Origin of the sequence: Micromonospora luteifusca (assembly GCF_016907275.1) — a bacterium.
GTDB classification, from domain to species: domain Bacteria; phylum Actinomycetota; class Actinomycetes; order Mycobacteriales; family Micromonosporaceae; genus Micromonospora; species Micromonospora luteifusca.
Map to the genome: position 1 here is coordinate 6,876,674 of NZ_JAFBBP010000001.1, position 20,315 is coordinate 6,896,988.

Consider the following 20,315-nt stretch of genomic DNA (forward strand, 5'->3'; position numbering starts at 1 on the left):
GACATGACGAACCCCTCGACGTTGTACCGCGGCGGCGTGCTGCACTGCCCCGCCGACCCGAGCGCCACCGCGCTGCTGGTGTCCGGTGGGCGGATTACCTGGTTGGGCACCGACGGTGACGCGCCGCCGGCCGACCGGGTGGTGGACCTGGGTGGGGCGTTGGTGACGCCGGCGTTCGTCGACGCGCACGTGCACGCCACCGACACCGGGTTGGCGTTGGCCGGGCTGGATCTGGCCGGGGTGCGCTCGGCGGGGCAGTTGCTGGACGCGGTGGCCGCGTTCGCGGCGGGTCTGCCGGGCGACGCGGTGGTGCTGGGGCACGGCTGGGACGAGTCGACCTGGTCGGATCCGGCGGTGCCGGACGCGGCGGCGTTGGGTCGGGCGGCCGGTGGGCGGCGGGTGTATGTGTCGCAGGCGTCGCTGCACTCGGCGTTGGTGTCGTCGGCGCTGCTGGCGGCGTGCCCGCAGGTGGTGCAGGCGGCCGGTTACGACGCGTCCGGGTGGTTGCGTCGCGACGCGCACCATGTGGTGCGGGCGGCGGCGCAGGGGTCGGTGAGTCGGGCGCAGCGGGTCGCCGCGCAGCGGGTGGCCCTTGCCCACGCGGCGTCGCTGGGTATCGCGGCGGTGCACGAGTGCGGTGGCCCGGAGATCTCCGACGAGGAGGACTTCACGGGCCTGCTGGGCATCTCCGGTGCGGGGTTGCCGGAGGTGTACGGGTACTGGGGTGAGCTGGGTGGTGCGGCGCGGGCCCGGGAGTTGGGCGCGGTGGGTGCCGGTGGTGACCTGTTCGCCGACGGGGCGTTGGGGTCGCGGACAGCGCACGTGTCGCAGGCGTACGGCGATGGTGACGGCTGCGGGCACGGATACCTGACGGCCGAGCAGGTGCGTGATCATCTGTTGGACTGCGTGGCGCACGGCCTGCAGGGTGGGTTCCACGCGATCGGTGACGCGGCGATCGGCACGGTCCTCGACGGTTTCGCCGGTGCCGCGCGAACGGTGGGTGTGGAGCGGTTGCGGGCCGCCCGGCACCGTATCGAGCACGCCGAGGTCATGAACAAGCGGTTGATCGCGGGGTTCGTGGAGTACGGGATCGTGGCGAGCATGCAGCCGGCGTTCGACCGGTTGTGGGGCGGCGCGGGTCGGATGTACGAGTCGCGGCTGGGTCTGGACCGGTCGTTGGAGTCGAACCCGATGGGCGCGATGCACGGTGTGGGTGTGGCGTTGGCGTTCGGGTCGGATTCGCCGGTGACGCCGCTGGACCCGTGGGGGTCGGTGCGGGCCGCGGCGGCGCACCACAACCCGGCGCAGCGGATGAGTGTGCGGGCGGCGTTCGCCGCGCACACCCGTGGCGGGTGGCGGGCGGTGCACCTGGACGTCGAGGGGGTCCTCGCGTTGGGTGCGCCGGCGACGTTCGCGGTGTGGGCGACGCCGGCCGGGGTGGAGCGGGGCCTGCCGGTGCTGCTGGCCGAGGACCCGGAGTTGCGGGGTCCGGACGATCCGACGCCGTTGCCGACGTGCCGGAGCCTGGTGCTGCGCGGTGAGGTCATCTACGAGGAAGGGTCATCGTGAGCGAGCGAACCCTCAGACACATGAGTGAGCGGATCATCGATGAGCAAGCTTGATCTTGATCCGGTGCTGGTGGCGCGGGCGCGGGAGTTGGCGCGTCGGGCCGGGCAGCCGGTGGTGGACCTGGCGCGCAGCCACACCACGGTGTCGGTGGAGCGGGCGGTGCTGCGGCTGGCCGGCGTGACCGGCGCCGACCCGGACGGCATCCCGTGGGTCAACCGTCTCGTCGACGCGGTCGCCGCGGACGTGGGGCTGGGCCACGGGGTGGCGGTGCCGGTGTTCGACGCCCTGGTCCGGGAGGGCAGCACCGACGTGACGTTGCTGGCGCAGAAGGCCGCCGCCGGGTCGGTGCGTTTCACCCAGCCCACCGGTCGGGCCGCCACGGCGGCCCGGTCGGCGGCGCGCAGGGCGGTCGGCGCGGGCATCCGGCGTATTGACCGGCGGCGCGCCGAGCGGGACCGTCTCGTGAAGCGCCACGGTGATCCGGCGCAGCGGCCGTGGATCTACCTGATCGTGGCGACCGGTGACATCTACGAGGACATCCCGCAGGCGCAGGCCGCCGCGCGGGCGGGCGCGGACGTGATCGCGGTGATCCGCTCCACCGGGCAGTCGCTGCTGGACTACGTGCCGGAGGGCGCGACCCGGGAGGGGTTCGCCGGCACGTACGCCACGCAGGAGAACTTCCGGCTGATGCGTGCCGCCCTCGACGAGTCGTCGAAGGAGGTCGGCCGCTACGTGCGGTTGACCAACTACGCGTCCGGGTTGTGCATGCCGGAGATGGCGGCCCTGGCGGGCCTTGAACGACTCGACATGATGTTGAACGACTCGATGTACGGGATCCTGTTCCGCGACATCAACCCGGTTCGCACGTTCGTCGACCAGCGGTTCTCCCGGCAGGTGCACGCCCGCGCCGGGATCATCATCAACACCGGTGAGGACAACTACCTGACCACCGCCGACGCGGTCGACGAGGCGCACACGGTGACGGTGTCGCAGCTGCTCAACGAGTACTTCGCGCACGAGGCGGGGTTGGCGGACTGGCAGTTGGGGTTGGGGCACGCGTTCGAGATCAACCCGGAGGTGCCGGAGTCGTTCCGGTTGGAGTTGGCGCACGCGTTGCTGGCCCGGGAGTTGTTCCCCGACGCGCCGCTGAAGTGGATGCCGCCGACGAAGCACATGACCGGCGACGTGTTCCGGGGCAACCTGCTCGACGGGTTCTTCAACCTGGCGGGCGCGCTGACCGGTCAGGGCATCCTGCTGGTGGGGATGATGACCGAGGCGGTGGTGACGCCATGGTTGTCCGACCGGGACATCGCCCTGCAGAACGTGCGGTACGTGCTGGGCGCGGCCGGTGGCCTGCACGAGGACTTCGTGCCGGCGCCCGGCGGGTTCATCCGACGCCGCGCCAACCAGGTCCTCGGTGAGGCGCTGGACCTGCTGGAACGCATCGGGGAGCAGACGTTGCTCACGGCGATCGCCGAGGGCACGTTCGGGATCATGAAGCGGCCCGCGGACCGCGGTAAGGGCCTGTCCGGGGTCGCCGCGCACGAGGCGGACTACTGCAACCCGGCCACCGACATTCTGGAGGCTGGCGCGTGAGCGGGGAGCAGAAGCAGATCGTGCGGCCGTACGGGGACACCACCGGCGACGGGATGGTGCAGGTGTCGTTCACCCTGCCGGTGGCCCACGACAAGCGGGCCGAGGGCGCGGCGGTGCAGTTGGCCAACCGGATGGGCATCGACCCGGCGATGGTGGTGCACGCCAAGCCGATGGGCGACGGGTTCACCTTCTTCGTCGTCTACGGGCGGGTCAACCACCTGGTCGACCTCAACGCCGTGCAGGTGGTGGAACGGGACTTCGCGTTGCTGTCGGCGAAGGACGTCAACACGGTGATCAAGCAGCGGTTGCGGCGCAAGCTGTCCGTGGTCGGGGCGTGCATCGGCACCGACGCGCACACCGTGGGCATCGACGCGATCCTCAACGTCAAGGGCATCGCGGGGGAGAAGGGCCTGGAGTACTACCGGGAGTTGAAGGTCACCAACATGGGTGCGCAGGTCAGCGTGCCGGAGTTGGTGGAGACCGCCCGGGCGGAGAAGGCCGACGCGGTGCTCGTGTCGCAGGTGGTCACCCAACGCGACGCGCACCTGCACAACACCCGGGAGATGTCCGCCGCGTTCCGGGAGGCGTTGCCGGCGGGCCGGCGGCCGCTGCTGATCGTCGGCGGCCCCCGTTTCGACGAGACGATGACCGACGAGTTGGGCGTGGACCGCATCTTCGGTCGCGGCACCACCCCCGGCGAGGTGGCCAGCTACCTCGTGCACGCCCTGATCACGCAGCGGAAGGCGACACCATGACCGACTCCAGGCTCGGGTTGACGGTGACACACCGGCGGTATGTGCCGTACTCGCACGCCCACTACGCCGGGAACCTCGTCGACGGGGCGTACGCCCTCGGACTGTTCGGCGACGTCGCCACCGAGGTGTGCATCCGCACCGACTCCGACGAGGGTCTGTTCGCCGGGTACTCCGACGTGCGGTTCCACGCGCCCATCCGCGCCGGTGACGTGGTGCAGGTGACCGCGCAGGTGTCGCGTGTCGGCACCCGCAGCCGCACCCTGGAGCTGAGCTGCGCGGTGGTGTGCCGGGGCCGCCCGGACCGCTCCGAGTCCGCCGCCGAGGTCCTCGACCCGCCGATCGTGGCGGTCACCGCGACCGGGACCGTGGTCGTTCCCGCCGCAGGTGTGAGTCGCGAGGAGTGAGCCGGGGTCGCGAGCCCCGCAGTCGCGAACAGGGGAGGCCTGTGAGCCTGGCGGTCTGCGCGGACGTCGGGTCCACGTACACCAAGGTCGCGGTGGTGGACCTTGCCGCCGGTGTGCTGGTGGGCGCGGCGGCCGCGCCCACCACGGTGGGCACCGACGTGCTGCGCGGCCTGGACACCGCGGTCGCGGCGGCCACCGTCGGGCTCGATGTGCGTGACGTGCCGTGGTACGTGTGCTCGTCGGCCGGTGGTGGGCTGCGGCTGGCCGTGATCGGCTACGAGCCGCTGGTCACCGCGCAGGCGGGCCGGCGGGTCGGGTTGTCCGCCGGCGCGCACGTGGTGCACGTGGCGGCAGGCCGGCTCGGCGCGGCGGACCTGACGGCGCTGCGGTCGGCCCGACCGGACGTGGTGCTGCTGGTCGGCGGCACCGACGGCGGCGACGCCGAGACGATCACCCACAACGCGACCCGCCTGGCCCGTGCCCGCTGGCGGGTACCTGTGGTGTTCGCCGGCAACGGTGACGTGCGCGCGCAGGTGACCGGGCTGCTGGAGGCCGCCGGGGTGCCGGTGACGGGCGCGGAGAACGTCCTACCACGGATCGGGGTGCTCGCCCCCGCGTCGGCGCGGGCGGCGATCCGCGCGGTGTTCCTGCGGCACGTCATCGGCGGTAAACGGCTGTCGAAGGGCACCCGGTTCGCGCGGCTGGTGCGGGCCGCCACCCCCGACGTGGTGCTCACCGGTGTGGAGGTGCTCGCCGACACCATCGGCGGTGATCTCGCCGTGGTCGACGTGGGTGGCGCCACCACCGACGTGTACTCGGTGCTCACCCCCGACGAGCGGGCCACCGGGCCGGCCCGGGAGGTCACCGGCAGCCTGTGGCGGGCCCGCACCGTGGAAGGTGACCTGGGCATGCGGTGGAGCGCCCCCGGGGTCGTGCGTGCCGCCGTCGAGGAGCGGCTGCTCGCCGCCGGTGACGCTGACGACCTGGCCGCCGCCGCGGCACGCCGGGCCGCCGACCCGGCGTTCCTGGCCGTCGACGACGCCGAACGGGCCGTGGACGCCCGCATCGCCACCCTCGCGGCGACGGTGGCGTTGCGCCGGCACGCCCGGGGTGCTGCCACGGGTGAGCGGGCCGGGCGGGACCTGCGCGACGTGCGGCTGCTGGTGGGTTCCGGTGGGGTGCTGCGGCACGCGCCGACGGACACGTCCCGGCAGGTGTTGACGGCGGTCCTCGCCGACCACGCCGGCGGGTGGGCGTTGCCGCGCGCCGCCGCCACGGTCGTCGACGCCGACTATGTGCTGGCCGCCGGGGGGTTGCTCGCCGAGGAGCACCGGGCGGCGGCGGGAGCGTTGCTGCGCCACCATCTCCGCACGCATTGAGACTCGCCGACCCGACACGCCGTGTCGCAACACACGACAGGCCGGGGGTGGGTTGACAACCGACGGGGGTCGGCACGTACCGTCTTTGAGTCCTACCACGGGAAGCGGCTGTTGTTCGCTTCGTCCCTTCGTCCGCTGGCCGAGCGACATTTTTCAGCGTCACAGTCGCGGCGGCCAGGTCCAGCGGGCGGGGGTCGGCGGGGCGGCGCGAACCGGCCGCGGTTACCGGTGTACGGGCAGGGTGAGGTGCACGGCCAGTAGACAACGGCCCGGCGGGGGCAGCCAGTCCACGTCCGGTCGGTCCGAAGGTCGTCGTGCCCCATCCTCGCCACACCGGCCGGGAAGGGCCTGGGAGCATCGGGGCGCGGCGAGAGCCGCGCCCCGATTTCATGTCCGCTGGGCGGTCCGTGCCCGGTGGCCCGATGCGGTCGCCACGCCCCCCAGCCAGGTAGCCTTCGCCCCGTGATCGAGGTAGAGCGGTGACGACCCTGGACCGGGATGAGGCCCTTACCCCGGCGGCGCTGCCCCGGCCGGTCGGTACCGGCGGGCCACTGCCGCTGAGCGTCGCCGCGCCCCTGGCCGTGCTCGCCGGGCTGGCCCTGCTGGTGGCGTTCCCCCCGTACGGGGTGTGGCCGCTCGCGCCGGTCGGTGTGGCGATGCTGGCCGCCGCCGCACACCGGCGCCGGTTGCGCGCCGGCGCCGGCCTGGGCTTCCTCACCGGGGTGGCGTTCTTCGCCCCGCTGCTGGCCTGGACGAACCTGCACACCGGTTACCTGCCGTGGGTGCTGCTGTCTCTGCTGCAGGCCGGTTACCTGGCGCTGCTGGGCGTGGCCACCGCCTGGGTGTCGCCGCTGGCCGACCGCAGCCGCTGGGCGTGGCCGGCGCTGACCGGGCTGCTGTGGGTGGGGCAGGAGGCGCTGCGCGACCGCACCCCGTTCGGGGGGTTCCCGTGGGGGCGGCTGGCGTTCAGCCAGGACACCTCGCCGCTGCTGCGCCTGGCCTCGCTGGGCGGTGTGCCGCTGGTGACCTTCGCGGTGGCGCTCGTCGGCGGGTCGCTGGCCACCGCCGCCTGGCGGGGCTGGGCCGCCGCCCGACGTACCCCCCAGGACGACACGTCGCACGCTGGCGGCCCGCAGGGTGACACACCTGCGCGGCGGTGGGCGCCGGTGGCCGTACCGGCCGTCGTGGCGGTCGCGTTGACCGCCGGGGCTCTGCTGGTGCCGGTCGCCACCGCCGGGTCGGGCGCCACCGTCACCGTGGCGATCGTGCAGGGCAACGTTCCGCGGCTGGGCCTGGACTTCAACGCCCAACGGCAGGCGGTGCTGAACAACCACGTCGACGCCACCATTGAGTTGGCCGCGCGGGTCGCCGCCGGTCAGGAACGCCAACCCGACCTGGTGGTGTGGCCGGAGAACTCCAGCGACATCGACCCGCTGCGCAACCCCAGCGCCGGGACGCGGATCTCCCAGGCCGCCGACGCCATTCACGCGCCGATCCTCGTCGGCGCGGTGCTGCTCGGCCCCGGCCCCGGGCAGGTCCGCAACGCGGGCATCCTGTGGCGGCCCGGCACCGGCGCGGACATGAGTCAGCTGTACACGAAGCGCCACCCGGTGCCGTTCGCCGAGTACGTGCCGCTGCGCGACGTCGCCCGGATGGTCAGCAAGCAGGTCGACCTGATCCGCAGCGACTTCGTGGGCGGAAGCACCCCGGGCGTGGTACGCGCCGGCCCGGCCGTGCTCGGTGACGTGATCTGCTTCGAGGTCGCCTACGACGACGTGGTCCGCGACACCGTCATCGGCGGCGCCCAACTGCTGGTGGTGCAGACCAACAACGCCACCTTCGACGTGGCGGAGGCCCGCCAGCAGTTGGCCATGGTGCGGCTGCGGGCCGTGGAGCACGGGCGGCCGGCGTTGATGGCGTCCACGGTCGGCGTGTCCGGGTTCGTCGCACCCGACGGGCGGGTAAGCGATGCCACCGGGTTCAACACCCGGGAGGTCGTGGTGCGGCAGTTGCGGCTCGACGACGGACGTACCCTCGCCACCCGCCTAGGTTGGTGGCCGGAGGTGGCGCTCGCCGCGCTGACCGTGGCGGCCCTGCTCGGCGCGGCAGTGCTGCGCCGGCGGCAGCGGGTCATGCCCGGATAGCAACAGCCGGTACGCCGGCGGGAGCGGAGGAACCATGATCCAGGCGACCGATACGATCCGACGCCCGGACGAGGTGCCCGGGGTGGGCCGGGTGCTGGTGGTGGTCCCCACCTACAACGAGGCCGACAACATCGCCGCGATCGTGGGCCGGGTCCGGCGCGCCGCCCCGGCGGTGCAGATCCTCATCGCCGACGACAACAGCCCCGACGGCACCGGTGCGATCGCCGACGCCCTGGCCGACGGCGACGCGCACGTGCAGGTGATGCACCGCCAGGGCAAACAGGGCCTCGGTGCCGCGTACCTGGCCGGGTTCGGTTGGGCGCGGGAGCGGGGCTATCAGGCGGTCGTGGAGATGGACGCCGACGGCTCGCACGCCCCGGAGGACCTGCCGGCGCTGCTGGACGCCGCCCGCGACGCCGACGTGGTGATCGGGTCGCGGTGGACCAGGGGTGCGCAGGTGGTCAACTGGCCGCTGCGGCGGCTGCTGCTGTCGCGCGGCGGCAACCTGTACGCGCGTCTCGCCCTGGGCATGCCCGTCTCGGACGCCACCGGCGGTTACCGGGTGTACCGGATCAGCGCGTTGGACGCCATCGACCTGGAGTCGGTGACGTCGCAGGGCTACTCGTTCCAGGTGGAGTTGTCCCGGCTGGCGCACCGGGCCGGGGTACGCATCGTGGAGGTGCCGATCACCTTCGCCGAACGGGAACGCGGGGACAGCAAGATGAGCCCGCGGATCGTGGCCGAAGCGCTCTGGCGGATCACCGCCTGGGGGCTGCAGGACCGGCGGCAGGCGGTACGCCGTGGCCTGCACGGCACCTCCACCGGTCAGGCGCGGTGGCCGTGAGCGCGGCCGTGTCATGCTGGATGAGCGGGACACGCCCATGGTGTCGCGGGAATGGCGATGAGGTGAAATGCGCCGAGGACTGAGGTTCGTGCCGTTGGCCCTGCTGCTGGCGGTGGTGCTGGAGTTGGCGGTGTTCGTCGGTGTCGGGCGGGCGCTGGGTTTCGGGGCAGCCGTGCTGCTGGTGTTCGCCGCGTCCCTGCTGGGGCTGGTGCTGCTGCGCCGCGAGGGGATGCGCGCCTGGCGCGGTTTCCGCTCCGCCGCGGCCGCCGGCCAACCACCGGGCGGGCAGGTGACCGACGGGCTGGTGGGTTTGGCCGGCGCCCTGTTGCTGGCGGTGCCCGGCCTGGTCAGCGGCCTGATCGGGTTGCTGCTGCTGGTGCCGCCGGTGCGTCGACTGGCCCGCGCCGGGGTGCGACGCACCACCGAGCGGCGGGTGTCGTCGATGGTCGCCGGTGACCTGTTCGGGCCCCGCACGGTGCGGGTGCGCCAGGGAGCGCCGCAACCGCAACCGACCCCGCAGCCGGAGCAGCCGGTGGTGGTCGACGGCGGCCGGGCCATCGAGGGCGAGATCATCGAGCCGGGCCGGCACTGAGCACATCGGCCCAGCAGGCCAGCGGAGTCACCGACAACACGACGGCGCCCCCGGGGGAAACCCCGGGGGCGCCGTCGTCACGCGTCGTGCGGCTCAGGCGCGGCCGCGACGAGTCCGAACCTCCTGGAGACGCTCCTCGAGGATGTCCTCAAGCTCGGCGATCGAGCGCCGCTCCAGCAGCATGTCCCAGTGGGTACGCGGCGGCTTGGCCTTCTTCTGCTCCGGCTCGTTGCCGTCGACGAGTCGGGCGACGCTGCCGTCGAACTTGCATTCCCAGGTCATCGGAACCTCGGCGTCGACGGCAAACGGCACCTCGAACTGGTGGCCCTTGGCGCAGAGGTACTCGCGGGTCTGACGCGGCGCGAGCTCCGTGTTGCGGTCGGATTCATAGCTCACCGCGCCAAGGCGGCTTCCGCGCAGCATACGCTCGCCCATGATCGACTTCCCCTCGTTCGTGGTGCTGGTCTTCTGGGTGTAACGGTGCGTTCCCGTCGAGCCATTCCCGCCCGAGGGCGTGAGGCGTCCACGGGTGGGCCGGGACCAAGGGTAGCCGGCCGGGACGGTCACCCGGTCAGGTGATCCCCAGGCGGGTCGCAACGGGATGTTTGTCCGCTGCCACCGGGGATGTTAACCGCCAGAGCGTAGCGAAGGTTGCGCGGCGATCACCGGGTGCCGTCCTCGGGCGTGGCGGCGCCGAGACGGGCCAGCGCCAACGCCAGGTCGCTGACCTGGTCACCGAGCTGCGCCACGCGCCGCTGCGCGAGGTCCCGGTCGGTTTCGGCGGCGTCGAGTCGTACCGTCAGGGCGGTGACGTGGCCCTCGGCGGTGGCCGCGGCCTGCCGGGTGGCGGTCAGCTCGGTGCTGAGCGTGTCACGGTGGGCGGTCGTGGCGGCCAGCTCCGCGCGCAGCCGCGCCGCCAGCTCCGCGGCCTCCTGCCGGGCGTCGTCGGCCTGCAGGGCCGCGACCTGGGCGCGGTCGCGGGCCCGGTCGGCCTGCTCCCGCGCGCGGGCGGCGTCGGCGGCCTCGGCGCGGGTCCGCGCCGCGTCGGCGCGGGCCTGCTCGATCTGCTGCCGCACGTCCTGCACCTCGGCCTGCCACCGCCCGGCCCGCTCGGTCGCCTCGGCGGCGGCCCGGGTGGCCCGCTCGGCGTCGGCGCGCGCCGCGTCGCGTTCGACGGTCAGGTCGGTCACCCGCTGCCGTTCGGTGTCCCGTTGCGCCCGCAGGTCGCGCACCTCGGCGCGCGCCTGGTCGCGGTCGCGTTCGGCCTGGGCACGCAGCGCCTCGGCGGCGCTGACGTCGTGGCGTGCCTGATCGCGGGCGACCTCGGCGCGCTGGGCCCGCTCGTCGGCCGCGGTGGCCTGCCGCACGGCCTGCTCGGCGCGCTGCCGGGCGTCGTCGGCATCGGCGAGAGCAGCGCGGGCCTGCTCCCGGGCACGCGCCGCGTCGGCGGCCGCGGTCTCGGCGTCGTCGCGGGCCTCGTCGCGTTCGGTCTGCGCCGCCGCGACCTCGGTGGCGGCCTCCGCGCGAGCCTGGGCGAGTTGCCGCTGCACACCCACCGGGGACAACTCGGCGTGCAGCGACTCGGTCAACGTCTCGACGATCTGATCGAGGCGGTCCACCGCCTCCCAGGTGCGGGCCACCTGCCCGGGCAGGCCGGGGGCGTTGCGGTGCCGCATCCGACTGTTGCGGGAGGCACGCTGGCAGGCGCCGTCGTTGTCCCGACAGTAGCGAAACGGTCGACCCGCGCCGACACGCTGCGGCACCGGCGCTCCACAGTGGGCACACGGGCGGGTCTCGGTGGTGGTGGGCTGGGCGTCCATCGAGGTCGCAGTCTAGTGCCGGGCCACCGGTGGGTCAGCTCGCGGCCCGGGCGGTCACGTCCAGGGTGTAGCGGCGTTGCAGCAGCAACGCCGCGAGCATCGCCACCGCCGGCAGCAACCCGAAGCCGTAGCGGACCGCGGCCAGCGCCGCGTCCGGCTGCACCGGCGAATCACCGGCCGTCGAGGCCACGAAACCACCGACGGTCAGGCACAGGGCGTACGCGTACGGGCCGAGGGCCGCACCGGTGGCCTCGGTGGCCGTCCACACCCCGGTGTAGGTGCCGGCACCGGTTGGGTCGGCGGCGGTTGACTCGGCGGCGCGGATCACGTCGGGCAGCATCGAGAACGGCAGCAGTTGCATGCCGGCGAACGCCACGCCGAGCACCGCCACCGCGCCGATCAGCACCGGCAGCCCGGCCGGGCGGCCCACCGCCAGCACCAGCGAGCCGAGCGCGAAGGCGCCCTGCGCGCCGAGCAGCGCCCGCTGCTTGCCGACGCGGCGGGCCACCACCAGCCAGGCCGGGGTGACCAGCAGGGCCGGCGCCACGAACGCGGCCACCAGCACCGTGGTCAGGCCGGGCGCCCGCAGCTCGTACTCGGCGTAGTAGGGCACCCCGGCGAGCACCAGGTGGGTGGTGGTGGACATCGCCAGGTACGCCGCGACCAGCCAGCGGAACTGCGCGTCGCGCAACGCCGTGCGCAGTGCCCGCCATCCGCTGTGACCCGCGGGTGTGGTGGCCGTGGCGGATCCGCGCAACCGGGCGATGCCGGCGACACCGACCAGCATGGCCACCAGCATTCCGACCGCGAGGACCACGCCCATCCGTTGGTAACCGCCGCGGGTCGCGGCGTCGCCGCCGGTGAGCAGCGGGGCCAGCAGCCCGGCGACCAGGATGCCCAGGGTCAGCACGACCATCCGGAACGCCATCAGCCGGGTGCGTTCGTGGTAGCCGATCCGCAGGTCCGCCGGGGTGGCCAGGTAGGGCACCTGGTAGGTGGCGAAGAGCAGATTGCCGGCGACGAAGAACACCGCCACCCACGCGGCCGCCGGAGCGCCGGTGAGTCCACCGGGCACGGCGAAGAGCGCGGCGAACGCGATCGGCAGGGCGCAGCCGAGCAGCAGCAGTCGACGCCGGTCGCCGCGTCGGGTCTGCTCGACGTCGGCGCGGTGGCCCACCCAGGGGTGCAGCAGCACGTCGGCGATCTTCGGCAGCAGCAGCGCGAGGCCGGCCAGCCACGGCCCGACGGCCAGCACGTCGGTGAGGAAGTAGAGCAGCAGCAGGCCGGGCACGGTCACCCAGACACCCATGCCGAGCGAGCCGGCCGCGAAGCCCGCCAGAGGGCCTCGGGGAAGCGTCGTGTCGGTGGCGGCCGCGGGCCGCCGGTCGAGCCCGATCATCGCCGCGTCCTCTCCGCAATCCAACGGTTGCTGGATTCTAGGGGCAGAATGGCGGCCATGACCATGCCCCGACGCCGTCCGGGCCGGCCCCGCCGCGACGAGACCCGGCCCACCCGCGAGGTGGTGCTCACCGCGGCGACCGCGCTCTTCGCCGAACGTGGCTTCGACGCCGTCGGGCTGCGGGAGGTCGCCGCCGCCGCCGGGGTCGACGTCGCCACGGTCGCGCACCACACGGGTACGAAGGCGGCGCTCTACGACGCCTGCTTCGCCCGGGTCTTCGCCGCCGAACGGGAGGTGCTCACCGAGGCTGCCGAGCAGGCCCGCTCGGCCCTCGACGCGGGGCCGGACGCGGCGCGGCGAGCCCTGCACGAGCTGGTCGACGTCTTCGTCGACTTCCTGGAGGACCGCCCGGAAACCACCGCGTTGTGGCTGCGACGCTGGCTGGAACCGCAGCGGCACGCCGACCTCGACCAGCGCTACGCCGAGCCGTTGTACCGGTTGGTCACGGAGCTGCTCACCGCCGCGGCGGCGACCGGCGCGCTGACGGAACCGACCCCGCACATCACCGTCCGCAGCCTGGTGTGGGCGACTCACGGGCACGTGGTGGCACTGGCCGCGGGTGCCCCGGGCGCGCGGGAACGGCGTGAGTTCCGGGCGTTCGTGCATCGCCTGCTCGACGGGTTGTACGGCTCGTCGACCCCTTGACGGGCCGCCGCCGCACGGCGATTATCCATCAGACGTTGGATTAATTGGGGGCGGCGATGGGCGTACCACCTCAGGTGGCGGTGATCGGCGCCGGCGCGGCCGGTCTCGCCGCCGTCAAGGCACTGCGCGACGCTGACGTGCCCACTGTCGGCTTCGAGGCCAGCGACCAGGTCGGCGGCCTCTGGGTGTACGGGGCAGCCGACTCGCCCGCGTACCGCACGCTGCACCTGAACACCAGCCGGGGCCGCACCCAGTTCGCCGACCACCCGATGCCCACCGACTGGCCCGACTACCCCGACCACCGCCGCATCGCCGGCTACCTCGCCGACTACGCCGACCGCTTCGGGCTGGGCGACACCATCCGGCTGCGCCACACCGTCGAGCGGGTCACCCAGGACCCTGCCGGCACCTGGACGGTGACCGCGAGCGGGCCGGGCGGGTCGGTCGAGGTCACCGTCGACGCCGTGGTCGTCGCCAACGGGCACAACCGGGTGCCCCGGTTGCCCAGCCCGCCGTACCCGGGCACCTGCACAGCGGAACAGATGCACAGCCACGACTACCGGGGCCCGGAGCAGTTGGCCGGCAAGCGGGTCCTGGTCGTCGGCGGCGGAAACTCCGCGATGGACATCGCCGTCGACGCCTCGTACGCCGCCACCCGCACCCTGCTCTCGCTGCGCCGTGGTGTCTGGGTTGTGCCGAAGCACCTGCTGGGCCGCCCCTCGGACACCCTCAACGGGGCGCTGGCCCGCCGGCTGCCGTGGCGACTGCGCCAGCGCATCAGCCAGGTGATGCTGAGCACCACCGTCGGCAACCCCACCCGCTACGGACTGCCCGCACCGGCGCACGGCTTCCTGCAGGACCACCCGACGCTCTCCGACGGGTTGCTGTCGCGGCTGACCCACGGGGACGTCGAGGCCCGACCCGGCGTCGCCGCCCTCGACGGCGACCGGGTCGAGTTCACCGACGGCCGACGCGACGACGTGGACCTGATCATCTGGTGCACCGGCTACCGGGTGGAGATCCCCTTCCTCGACCCGGCGCTGCTCGCCGGGGGCGCCGACACCCTGCCGTTGTACCGGCACGTGTTCCACCCTGACGCCCCCGGCCTGACCTTCGTGGGGCTGATGCAGTCCACCGGTTCCGCGTTCCCCCTGGTGGAGGCGCAGGCGAAGCTGATCGCCGCGCACCTCGCCGGCCGGTACGCGCTGCCGGACCCGGCCCGGCAGCGGGCCGCGTGCCGGGCCGAGTTGCGGGCGGCGACCGCCCGGTGGGGTCAGCGCCGCCCGGCGATGCGTGTCGACTTCGACGCCTACCTGGCCGAGTTGACCCGGGAGTTGGCCGCCGGGACCCGCCGGGCCCGCGCCGGCACCCTCGGCCCGGCCTCGCCGGTCGGAGCAGGTCAGTGAGCGGCCGCCCGACGCGCGGGCTCACCGGGCGGCGGGTGCTGGTGACCGGGGCGAGCGGGACCTTCGGCCGGCATCTCGGCGCCGCGCTGAGCGCAGCCGGCGCCCGGGTGGTGGGGCTCGACCTGCACGCGCGCCCCGACGACGCCGTGCCGGTGCTCGGTTGTGACCTGACCGACCCGGCGGCCGTGCCGGCGGCGGTGCGGGCTGCCGTCGACCGGCTCGGCGGGCTCGACCTACTGATCAACAACGCCGGGGTCGGTGGTCCCGCCCCGGCCGAGTTGCCACCCGACGAGGTGGTCCGCCAGCAGTTGGAGGTCAACCTGCTCGGCGCGTGGCGGACCACCGCTGCCGCGCTGCCGCCGCTGCTCACCGCCCACGGGCGGGTGATCTTCGTGGCGAGCCGGATGGCGGTGCTGCCACTGCCACTCGCCGCCGCGTACGGGGTCAGCAAACGGGCCCTGGTCGCCTACGCAGACGCGCTGCGCCACGAGGTCGGCACCCACGTCGGGGTGAGCGTGGTCTACCCGAGCATGGTTGCCTCACCCATCCACGACAGCACCGCCGAGGCCGGTCTGTCCCTGCGGGGCGTGTCCCGTCCCGAGCCCGTCGACGGGGTGGTCGCGGCGATCCTGCGCGCCGCCACCGCCCGGCGGGCGCCCAGGGACGTGGCGACCACCAGGCGCGGACGACTGGAGATGGCCGTCGGCCGGCACGCGCCCGCGCTGGCCGACCGGCTGGTACGCCGTACCCTCGCCGCCCGGCTCGCCGCCGGTGACCTGGACGCCGCGCCGCTGGCCGCCGGGATGCTCCGCCGCCACCGCCACCGCGACCCCGGCAGCTGAAACTGGCCGAGCTGCGGATCCGTGCCCGCTAGTGGTCCACGTCCATGCGCTGTGTACCGATGACCGACAGCAGCCTCAGCGCCTCCTCCGACGCTGAACCGGGCGCGGCGGTGTAGATCACGACCTGCTGGTCCCGGTCGGTGATGTCGAGAACGTCGCAGTTGACGGTGACCGGACCGACCAGCGGGTGCTGGAAGGTCTTGCGCAGGGAGCGCTCGGCACCCACGTCGTGCGAGGCCCACAGCCGGGCGAAATCCTCGCTTCCGGCGAGGAGCTCATCCACCAGCCCGGTCACCCCCGGATCGTTGGGGTAGCGGGCCGCGGTGGCGCGCAGGCGGCGGGCCGAGACGCGGGCGAAAGCGTCCGCGTCCGACACCCCGTACAGCCGCCGCCCCTGCCGGTGTGGCCCCAGAAAGACCTGGCGCACCAGGTTGCGCTCTCGACGCGGCAGGGCGGAGAAGTCCTCCATCAGGGCAGCGGCAAGATCGTTCCAGGCGAGCACCTCGTACGCCGCGGACGTCACGATCGCGGCCGCCTGCGGCAGCCGTCGCAGGAGGTCGAGGACGCTCTGGCGTACCTCGCGGTTGGGTCCCGGCGGCGGCCCGGGTGGTGCGCCGGCGAGGTGGTGCAGGTGGGTGCGCTCGGCGTTCGACAGCCGCAGGGCGCGGGCCAGACCGGCCAGCACCTCCCGCGACGGGCGCGGGCCGCGGGCCTGCTCCAGGCGGGTGTAGTACTCGGTCGAGATGAACGCCAACTGCGCCGCCTCCTCGCGGCGCAACCCCGGGGTGCGGCGGCGTGGTCCGGCGGGCAGACCAACGTCGGCAGGGGCGATTTGTTCGCGCCTGCTGCGCAGGAAGACAGCCAGCTCTCGTCGGTCCACGCCGCAAGTGTGCACGGCATTCGCGGAGCCGATCCAGGTACGGCCAGTGCCTGGATCGGCTCCGCGCACGGATGCAGGCTCGCTGCCATGGACAACACACCGAACACTGACAAATCCGCCCCCGCCGCGGCGGGCCTGCTGTCCGGCAAGGTCGCCTTCATCACCGGAGCCGGGCGCGGTATCGGGGCCGCGGCGGCACGGCTGTTCGCTGCCGAGGGCGCCCGGGTGCTGCTCGCGGCCCGCACTGAGGAGCAGTTGAAGGCGGTGACCGAGGAGGTCCGGGCAGCGGGCGGCACCGCGGACCACGTGGTGTGTGACCTGGCCGACGCGGCCAGCGTTCGCGCCGCCGTCGACCGGGCGGTGGAGCTGTACGGCCGCCTCGACGTCGCCTTCAACAACGGCGCGACGTTCGTGCCACCCGGCCCGATGGACCAGGTGCGCGAGACCGACTTCGACCACGTCTACACCGTGAACCTCAAGGGCCCGTGGCTGGCCATGGTTGCCGAGATCGGCGCGATCCGGGCCACCGCCGGCACGGGAGCCATCGTCAACAACTCCAGCATCGGCAGCTTGCGGGGCAACCCTGTACTGCCCGCATACGGCGCGATGAAGCGGGCCGTCAACAGCCTCACCGAGTCGGCGGCCATCACCTACGGCCCGGAGGGCATCCGGGTCAACGCCATCGCTCCCGGCAACACACGGACCGAGATGATCCGTACCTGGGAGGCGTACTCGCCCGGTCTCGTCGAGCGGCTCAAGGCATCCACGCCGCTGCGCCGTGCCGCCGAGCCCGACGAAATCGCCCAGGCCGCCGCCTGGCTGCTCAGTGATCGCGCCTCGTTCGTCACCGGCGCGGTCCTGCGGGTCGACGGCGGGGCGCGGGCCTGAGCGACGACTCAGGGTGTCGCGACCGCCGCGCGGGACCGGTCCGCGGCGATCCGGACGGCCAGCGCCGCGAGGGCCGTCCCGGTCACCCACCGCTGCACCCGCAGCCACACCGGTCGGCGGGCGAAGAACCCGGCCAGCGCGCCGGCGCTGAGCACGATCAGCGCGTTGACGCTCAGCGCCACGGCGATCTGGGTCAGGCCCAGCAACAGGCTCTGCATCGCCAGCTGCCCCCGCGCCGGGTCGACGAACTGCGGCAGCAGCGACACGTAGAGGATGGCGATCTTCGGGTTCAGCAGGTTGGTGACCAGGCCCATGGTGAACAGGCGCCGAGGCGGGTCCGGCGGCAGCGGCGCGGGCGTGAACGGTGAGCGCCCACCGGGACGCAGCGTCCGCCAGGCCAGCCAGAGCAGGTAGCCGGCCCCGGCGAGCTTCACCACCGCGTACAGCGTCGGCACCAGGACGAAGACGGCGGCGAGGCCGGCGACCGCCGCCGCGAGGTAGACGCCGAACCCGGCCGCCACCCCGAGCAGCGAGATCAGCCCGGCCCGGCGGCCCTGCGCCACCGACCGGGAGACCAGATAGACCATGTTCGGGCCGGGCGTGAGCACCAGCCCCAACGCCACCAGCGCGATACCCAGCAGTGCACCCGTGCCCACCATGACGGCCCCCGTTTCCCGAACACTCACACCGACCGTAGGCGAGTCGACCGACCCGGAGCAGGGCCAACGGGCAGGTGGTGGCCTGCCTCGCGCAACCGGTCACCCGGGCGCAAACCTCCCGGGCGGCGCCCACCGGGAATGGTCGCCAGGCCAGGTGCGCTGATCCGTTGCAGTGCGCGTAGCCGTCCGGAGGCCGCGCGTTACGGTGGCCAGGGGAGGTGCCGCAGGGTGACCGATGCGTGGGAAGCGGCCGTGGAGGCGCAGATCAGGGGAGCCGTACAACGCGGCGAGTTCGACGACCTGCCCGGCATGGGCAAGCCGATCCCCGGCCGAGGAGCACCGTACGACGAGTCGTGGTGGATCAAGAGTTTCCTGGAGCGCGAGGCGCTGCCCAGCGACCTGCTCCTGCCCACCCCACTGCAACTGCGTCGGCGTGTCGAGCAGGTCCCCGACGAGGTCCGTGACCTGCCCACCGAACAGTCCGTACGGGACTTCGTGGCCCAACTCAACGCCCAGATCGTGGCCTGGCTGCGAAACCCCGACGGCCCCCGCGTAGCGGTGCGGCCGGTGAACGCCGACGAGGTGGTCCGCCACTGGCGCGCCGGACGTGCCCGACGCGAGCAGCTTGCGCCCGCCACCGAGCCGGTGACCGCCGCGCCGGCCCGCCGGCCCCGCCGCGGCTGGTGGCTGCGCTGGCGTCGCCGGGGCTGACCGCCGCACCGCGAACGACGGGCGACACCTTCCCGCCGGCCGTCGGAACTCGTCCCGAACGGATCCGAACAGATCCGAACGCCTGGTCCCCGCCCGGCCCCCGCCAGCGCGGCTACGGTCTGGGCCGAGCGCCCTGACGACAGCGGGCGCGGGGACCTGACGGGGGCGAAGTGTCCGAGCGCGCCGCGACGTACGCCGAGGTGTTCGCGGTGCGCGAATACCGCCACCTGTTCGGGGCGTACCTGCTGTCCCTGGCCGGTGACCAGCTCACGGCCGTGACCGTGGCGTACCTGATCTTCACCGAGACCGGCTCCGCCGCCCTGGCCGCGGCCGGCTACGCCAGTTCCTACCTCGCCTGGCTCACCGGCGGACCGCTGCTGACCGGCCTCGCCGACCGGTTCCCCCGGCGCACCGTCATGATCGCGTGCGACCTTGGCCGCGCGGCGCTCATTCCGCTGGCGGCGCTGCCGGTCCTCCCCGCGCCGGCCCTGGTGGCGCTCCTCTTCGTGGTCAACCTGATGCGGCCACCGTTCGTGGCGGCGCGGGCGGCGCTGATGCCGGAAGTGCTCGACGGTGACCGCTACGCCGTGGCCAACGGCGTGGACAACATTTGCGCCCAGGTCGTGCAGGTGGTCGGTTTCGCCGTCGGGGGGAGCCTGGTGGCGTTGCTGTCGCTGCGCGGTGCCCTGCTGGTGGATGCTGGCACGTTCCTGGTCTCCGCCCTGCTGATCACGATCGGCGTGCGTTCCCGGCCCGCGTCCCGACCGCCATCGAGCCCGACCCGTCGTGGCCGTGCGATCGGTCTGCGGGTGATCTTCACCGATACCCGGCTGCGGTCCTACGTGCTCGTCCTCTGGACGGCCAGCGCCTTCACCTACGCCGCCGAAGGGCTGATGGCACCGTTGGCCCGACAGTACGGCGGTGGCGCCGGCACCGTCGGACTGTTGCTCGCGGCGGCGCCGTTGGGGATGGCCGTCGGCGGAGTCGCCCTCACCCGGTTCTGCCCACCGGCGGCCCGACCACGGCTCATCCTGCCCCTGGCCACCCTGTCGACCGGGGTGCTGACGGTGGCCTGGCTGGTGCCTCCGCTGTGGGTGATGCTGCTGCTGTTGGTGCTGGCCGGCGCGGCGAGCGCCTTCGCCATCCCGCTCAACGCCCTGTTCGGCCGGGCGGTGCCGACGGAGTACCGGGGACGAGCGTTCGGGGTGGCCATCACCGGTCTCAGCGGGCTCCAGGGAGCGGCGATGGTCATGGCGGGTCTGGCCGCCGACCGGTGGTCGGCCACCACGGTGATCGGGTTCAGCGGATTGTCGGGCGCGGTGGCGGTCCTCGCCTTCGTGCCGCTGTGGCCGCGCCGGCCCGCCCCCACACCGGTGACGTTCGACTCTCCGGTCGAACAAGGCCGAACGACTTCGAACACCGACAGCCCTACCGCCGAAGCGAGCGGCGGCCGACGCTGAGATCACCTGGCGGGCACGGGGCCGCCACGTACGGGAGAGGAGAAGCGCATGCGCAACGTCCGCAACCGTGGCATCAGCTGGACCTGACCATGACGCTCCATTTCGTTGGGAGCGCCTCCAGAGCCACCTGATGGCCGGAGGAGACCGACCACTGTGCCGAGAGGAGGTGTGGGAGATGCGGAAGGACGACTGCGTGAAGTGAGAGCCGTGTGAAGCGCGGTGGGTGGTCGCCGGCGAGGCGACCACCCACCCACCCCTCGAC

At 73.5% G+C, this 20,315-nt stretch carries 19 protein-coding genes; 14 read left to right on the forward strand and 5 right to left on the reverse strand.

Annotated elements, in window-relative coordinates; all coding sequences use genetic code 11:
- Positions 1 to 3 precede the first annotated feature (3 nt).
- From JOD64_RS31205 to JOD64_RS31240, 8 genes are all read left to right on the forward strand, one after another.
- Positions 4 to 1,569 (forward strand): amidohydrolase, encoded by a 1,566-nt coding sequence (locus JOD64_RS31205; protein ID WP_204945557.1) that lies wholly within the window; start codon positions 4 to 6, stop codon positions 1,567 to 1,569.
- Between the two features lie 39 nt (positions 1,570 to 1,608).
- Positions 1,609 to 3,165 carry a lysine 5,6-aminomutase subunit alpha gene (gene kamD, locus JOD64_RS31210; protein WP_204945558.1) on the forward strand — a complete coding sequence of 519 codons (1,557 nt, stop codon included), beginning with the start codon at positions 1,609 to 1,611 and terminating at the stop codon, positions 3,163 to 3,165.
- Positions 3,162 to 3,920: a lysine 5,6-aminomutase subunit beta gene (gene kamE / locus JOD64_RS31215; protein WP_307813848.1), complete on the forward strand. Its 759-nt coding sequence runs from the start codon at positions 3,162 to 3,164 to the stop codon at positions 3,918 to 3,920. The genes kamD and kamE overlap by 4 nt, the downstream gene beginning before the upstream one ends.
- The gene (gene kal, locus JOD64_RS31220) at positions 3,917 to 4,324 is read left to right on the forward strand and encodes a 3-aminobutyryl-CoA ammonia lyase (protein WP_204945559.1); all 408 of its coding nucleotides are present in this window, start codon (positions 3,917 to 3,919) and stop codon (positions 4,322 to 4,324) included. Before kamE ends, kal begins: the two co-directional genes overlap by 4 nt.
- Before the next feature lie 41 nt (positions 4,325 to 4,365).
- Positions 4,366 to 5,703 (forward strand): glutamate mutase L, encoded by a 1,338-nt coding sequence (locus tag JOD64_RS31225; protein WP_204945560.1) that lies wholly within the window; start codon positions 4,366 to 4,368, stop codon positions 5,701 to 5,703.
- A 479-nt stretch (positions 5,704 to 6,182) separates the two neighbouring features.
- A complete protein-coding gene (lnt, locus tag JOD64_RS31230) occupies positions 6,183 to 7,847 on the forward strand; it encodes an apolipoprotein N-acyltransferase (RefSeq protein ID WP_204945561.1) in 1,665 nt (554 codons plus the stop codon).
- Positions 7,848 to 7,881: 34 nt separating this feature from the next.
- The gene (locus JOD64_RS31235; RefSeq protein WP_204945562.1) at positions 7,882 to 8,691 is read left to right on the forward strand and encodes a polyprenol monophosphomannose synthase; all 810 of its coding nucleotides are present in this window, start codon (positions 7,882 to 7,884) and stop codon (positions 8,689 to 8,691) included.
- A gap of 67 nt (positions 8,692 to 8,758) precedes the next feature.
- Positions 8,759 to 9,283, forward strand: a complete 525-nt coding sequence (locus JOD64_RS31240) for an FxsA family protein (protein WP_204945563.1) — start codon at positions 8,759 to 8,761, stop codon at positions 9,281 to 9,283.
- A 93-nt stretch (positions 9,284 to 9,376) separates the two neighbouring features.
- On the opposite strand, the gene JOD64_RS31245 is transcribed toward JOD64_RS31240, so the two are convergent.
- From JOD64_RS31245 to JOD64_RS31255, 3 genes are all read right to left on the reverse strand, one after another.
- On the reverse strand, positions 9,377 to 9,718 hold the full coding sequence (locus JOD64_RS31245) for an RNA polymerase-binding protein RbpA (protein WP_030489777.1): 342 nt from the start codon (positions 9,716 to 9,718) through the stop codon (positions 9,377 to 9,379).
- 227 nt (positions 9,719 to 9,945) lie between these two features.
- The gene (locus JOD64_RS31250; RefSeq protein WP_204945564.1) at positions 9,946 to 11,103 is read right to left on the reverse strand and encodes a coiled-coil domain-containing protein; all 1,158 of its coding nucleotides are present in this window, start codon (positions 11,101 to 11,103) and stop codon (positions 9,946 to 9,948) included.
- Between the two features lie 34 nt (positions 11,104 to 11,137).
- Complete coding sequence (locus tag JOD64_RS31255) at positions 11,138 to 12,502, reverse strand: MFS transporter (protein WP_204945565.1); 1,365 nt, start codon at positions 12,500 to 12,502, stop codon at positions 11,138 to 11,140.
- Positions 12,503 to 12,559: 57 nt separating this feature from the next.
- On the opposite strand from JOD64_RS31255, the gene JOD64_RS31260 reads away from it, so the two are divergent.
- The 3 genes from JOD64_RS31260 to JOD64_RS31270 are packed head-to-tail and all read left to right on the forward strand — an operon-like array spanning position 12,560 to position 15,455.
- Positions 12,560 to 13,207 carry a TetR/AcrR family transcriptional regulator gene (locus tag JOD64_RS31260; RefSeq protein WP_239559739.1) on the forward strand — a complete coding sequence of 216 codons (648 nt, stop codon included), beginning with the start codon at positions 12,560 to 12,562 and terminating at the stop codon, positions 13,205 to 13,207.
- A 56-nt stretch (positions 13,208 to 13,263) separates the two neighbouring features.
- A complete protein-coding gene (locus JOD64_RS31265; RefSeq protein ID WP_204945566.1) occupies positions 13,264 to 14,613 on the forward strand; it encodes a flavin-containing monooxygenase in 1,350 nt (449 codons plus the stop codon).
- The gene (locus tag JOD64_RS31270; RefSeq protein WP_204945567.1) at positions 14,610 to 15,455 is read left to right on the forward strand and encodes an SDR family NAD(P)-dependent oxidoreductase; all 846 of its coding nucleotides are present in this window, start codon (positions 14,610 to 14,612) and stop codon (positions 15,453 to 15,455) included. The genes JOD64_RS31265 and JOD64_RS31270 overlap by 4 nt, the downstream gene beginning before the upstream one ends.
- Before the next feature lie 28 nt (positions 15,456 to 15,483).
- On the opposite strand, the gene JOD64_RS31275 is transcribed toward JOD64_RS31270, so the two are convergent.
- Positions 15,484 to 16,335, reverse strand: a complete 852-nt coding sequence (locus tag JOD64_RS31275; RefSeq protein ID WP_204945568.1) for a helix-turn-helix transcriptional regulator — start codon at positions 16,333 to 16,335, stop codon at positions 15,484 to 15,486.
- Positions 16,336 to 16,422: 87 nt separating this feature from the next.
- On the opposite strand from JOD64_RS31275, the gene JOD64_RS31280 reads away from it, so the two are divergent.
- A complete protein-coding gene (locus tag JOD64_RS31280; RefSeq protein WP_204945569.1) occupies positions 16,423 to 17,223 on the forward strand; it encodes an SDR family NAD(P)-dependent oxidoreductase in 801 nt (266 codons plus the stop codon).
- Between the two features lie 8 nt (positions 17,224 to 17,231).
- Here JOD64_RS31280 and JOD64_RS31285 read toward each other — a convergent pair whose 3' ends face one another.
- Positions 17,232 to 17,882 (reverse strand): LysE family translocator, encoded by a 651-nt coding sequence (locus tag JOD64_RS31285; protein WP_204945570.1) that lies wholly within the window; start codon positions 17,880 to 17,882, stop codon positions 17,232 to 17,234.
- Between the two features lie 228 nt (positions 17,883 to 18,110).
- On the opposite strand from JOD64_RS31285, the gene JOD64_RS31290 reads away from it, so the two are divergent.
- Both JOD64_RS31290 and JOD64_RS31295 read left to right on the forward strand, forming a co-directional pair.
- Positions 18,111 to 18,593 (forward strand): DnaJ family domain-containing protein, encoded by a 483-nt coding sequence (locus JOD64_RS31290; RefSeq protein ID WP_204945571.1) that lies wholly within the window; start codon positions 18,111 to 18,113, stop codon positions 18,591 to 18,593.
- A 170-nt stretch (positions 18,594 to 18,763) separates the two neighbouring features.
- Positions 18,764 to 20,053 carry an MFS transporter gene (locus JOD64_RS31295; protein ID WP_204945572.1) on the forward strand — a complete coding sequence of 430 codons (1,290 nt, stop codon included), beginning with the start codon at positions 18,764 to 18,766 and terminating at the stop codon, positions 20,051 to 20,053.
- The last annotated feature ends 262 nt before the right edge of the window (positions 20,054 to 20,315 follow it).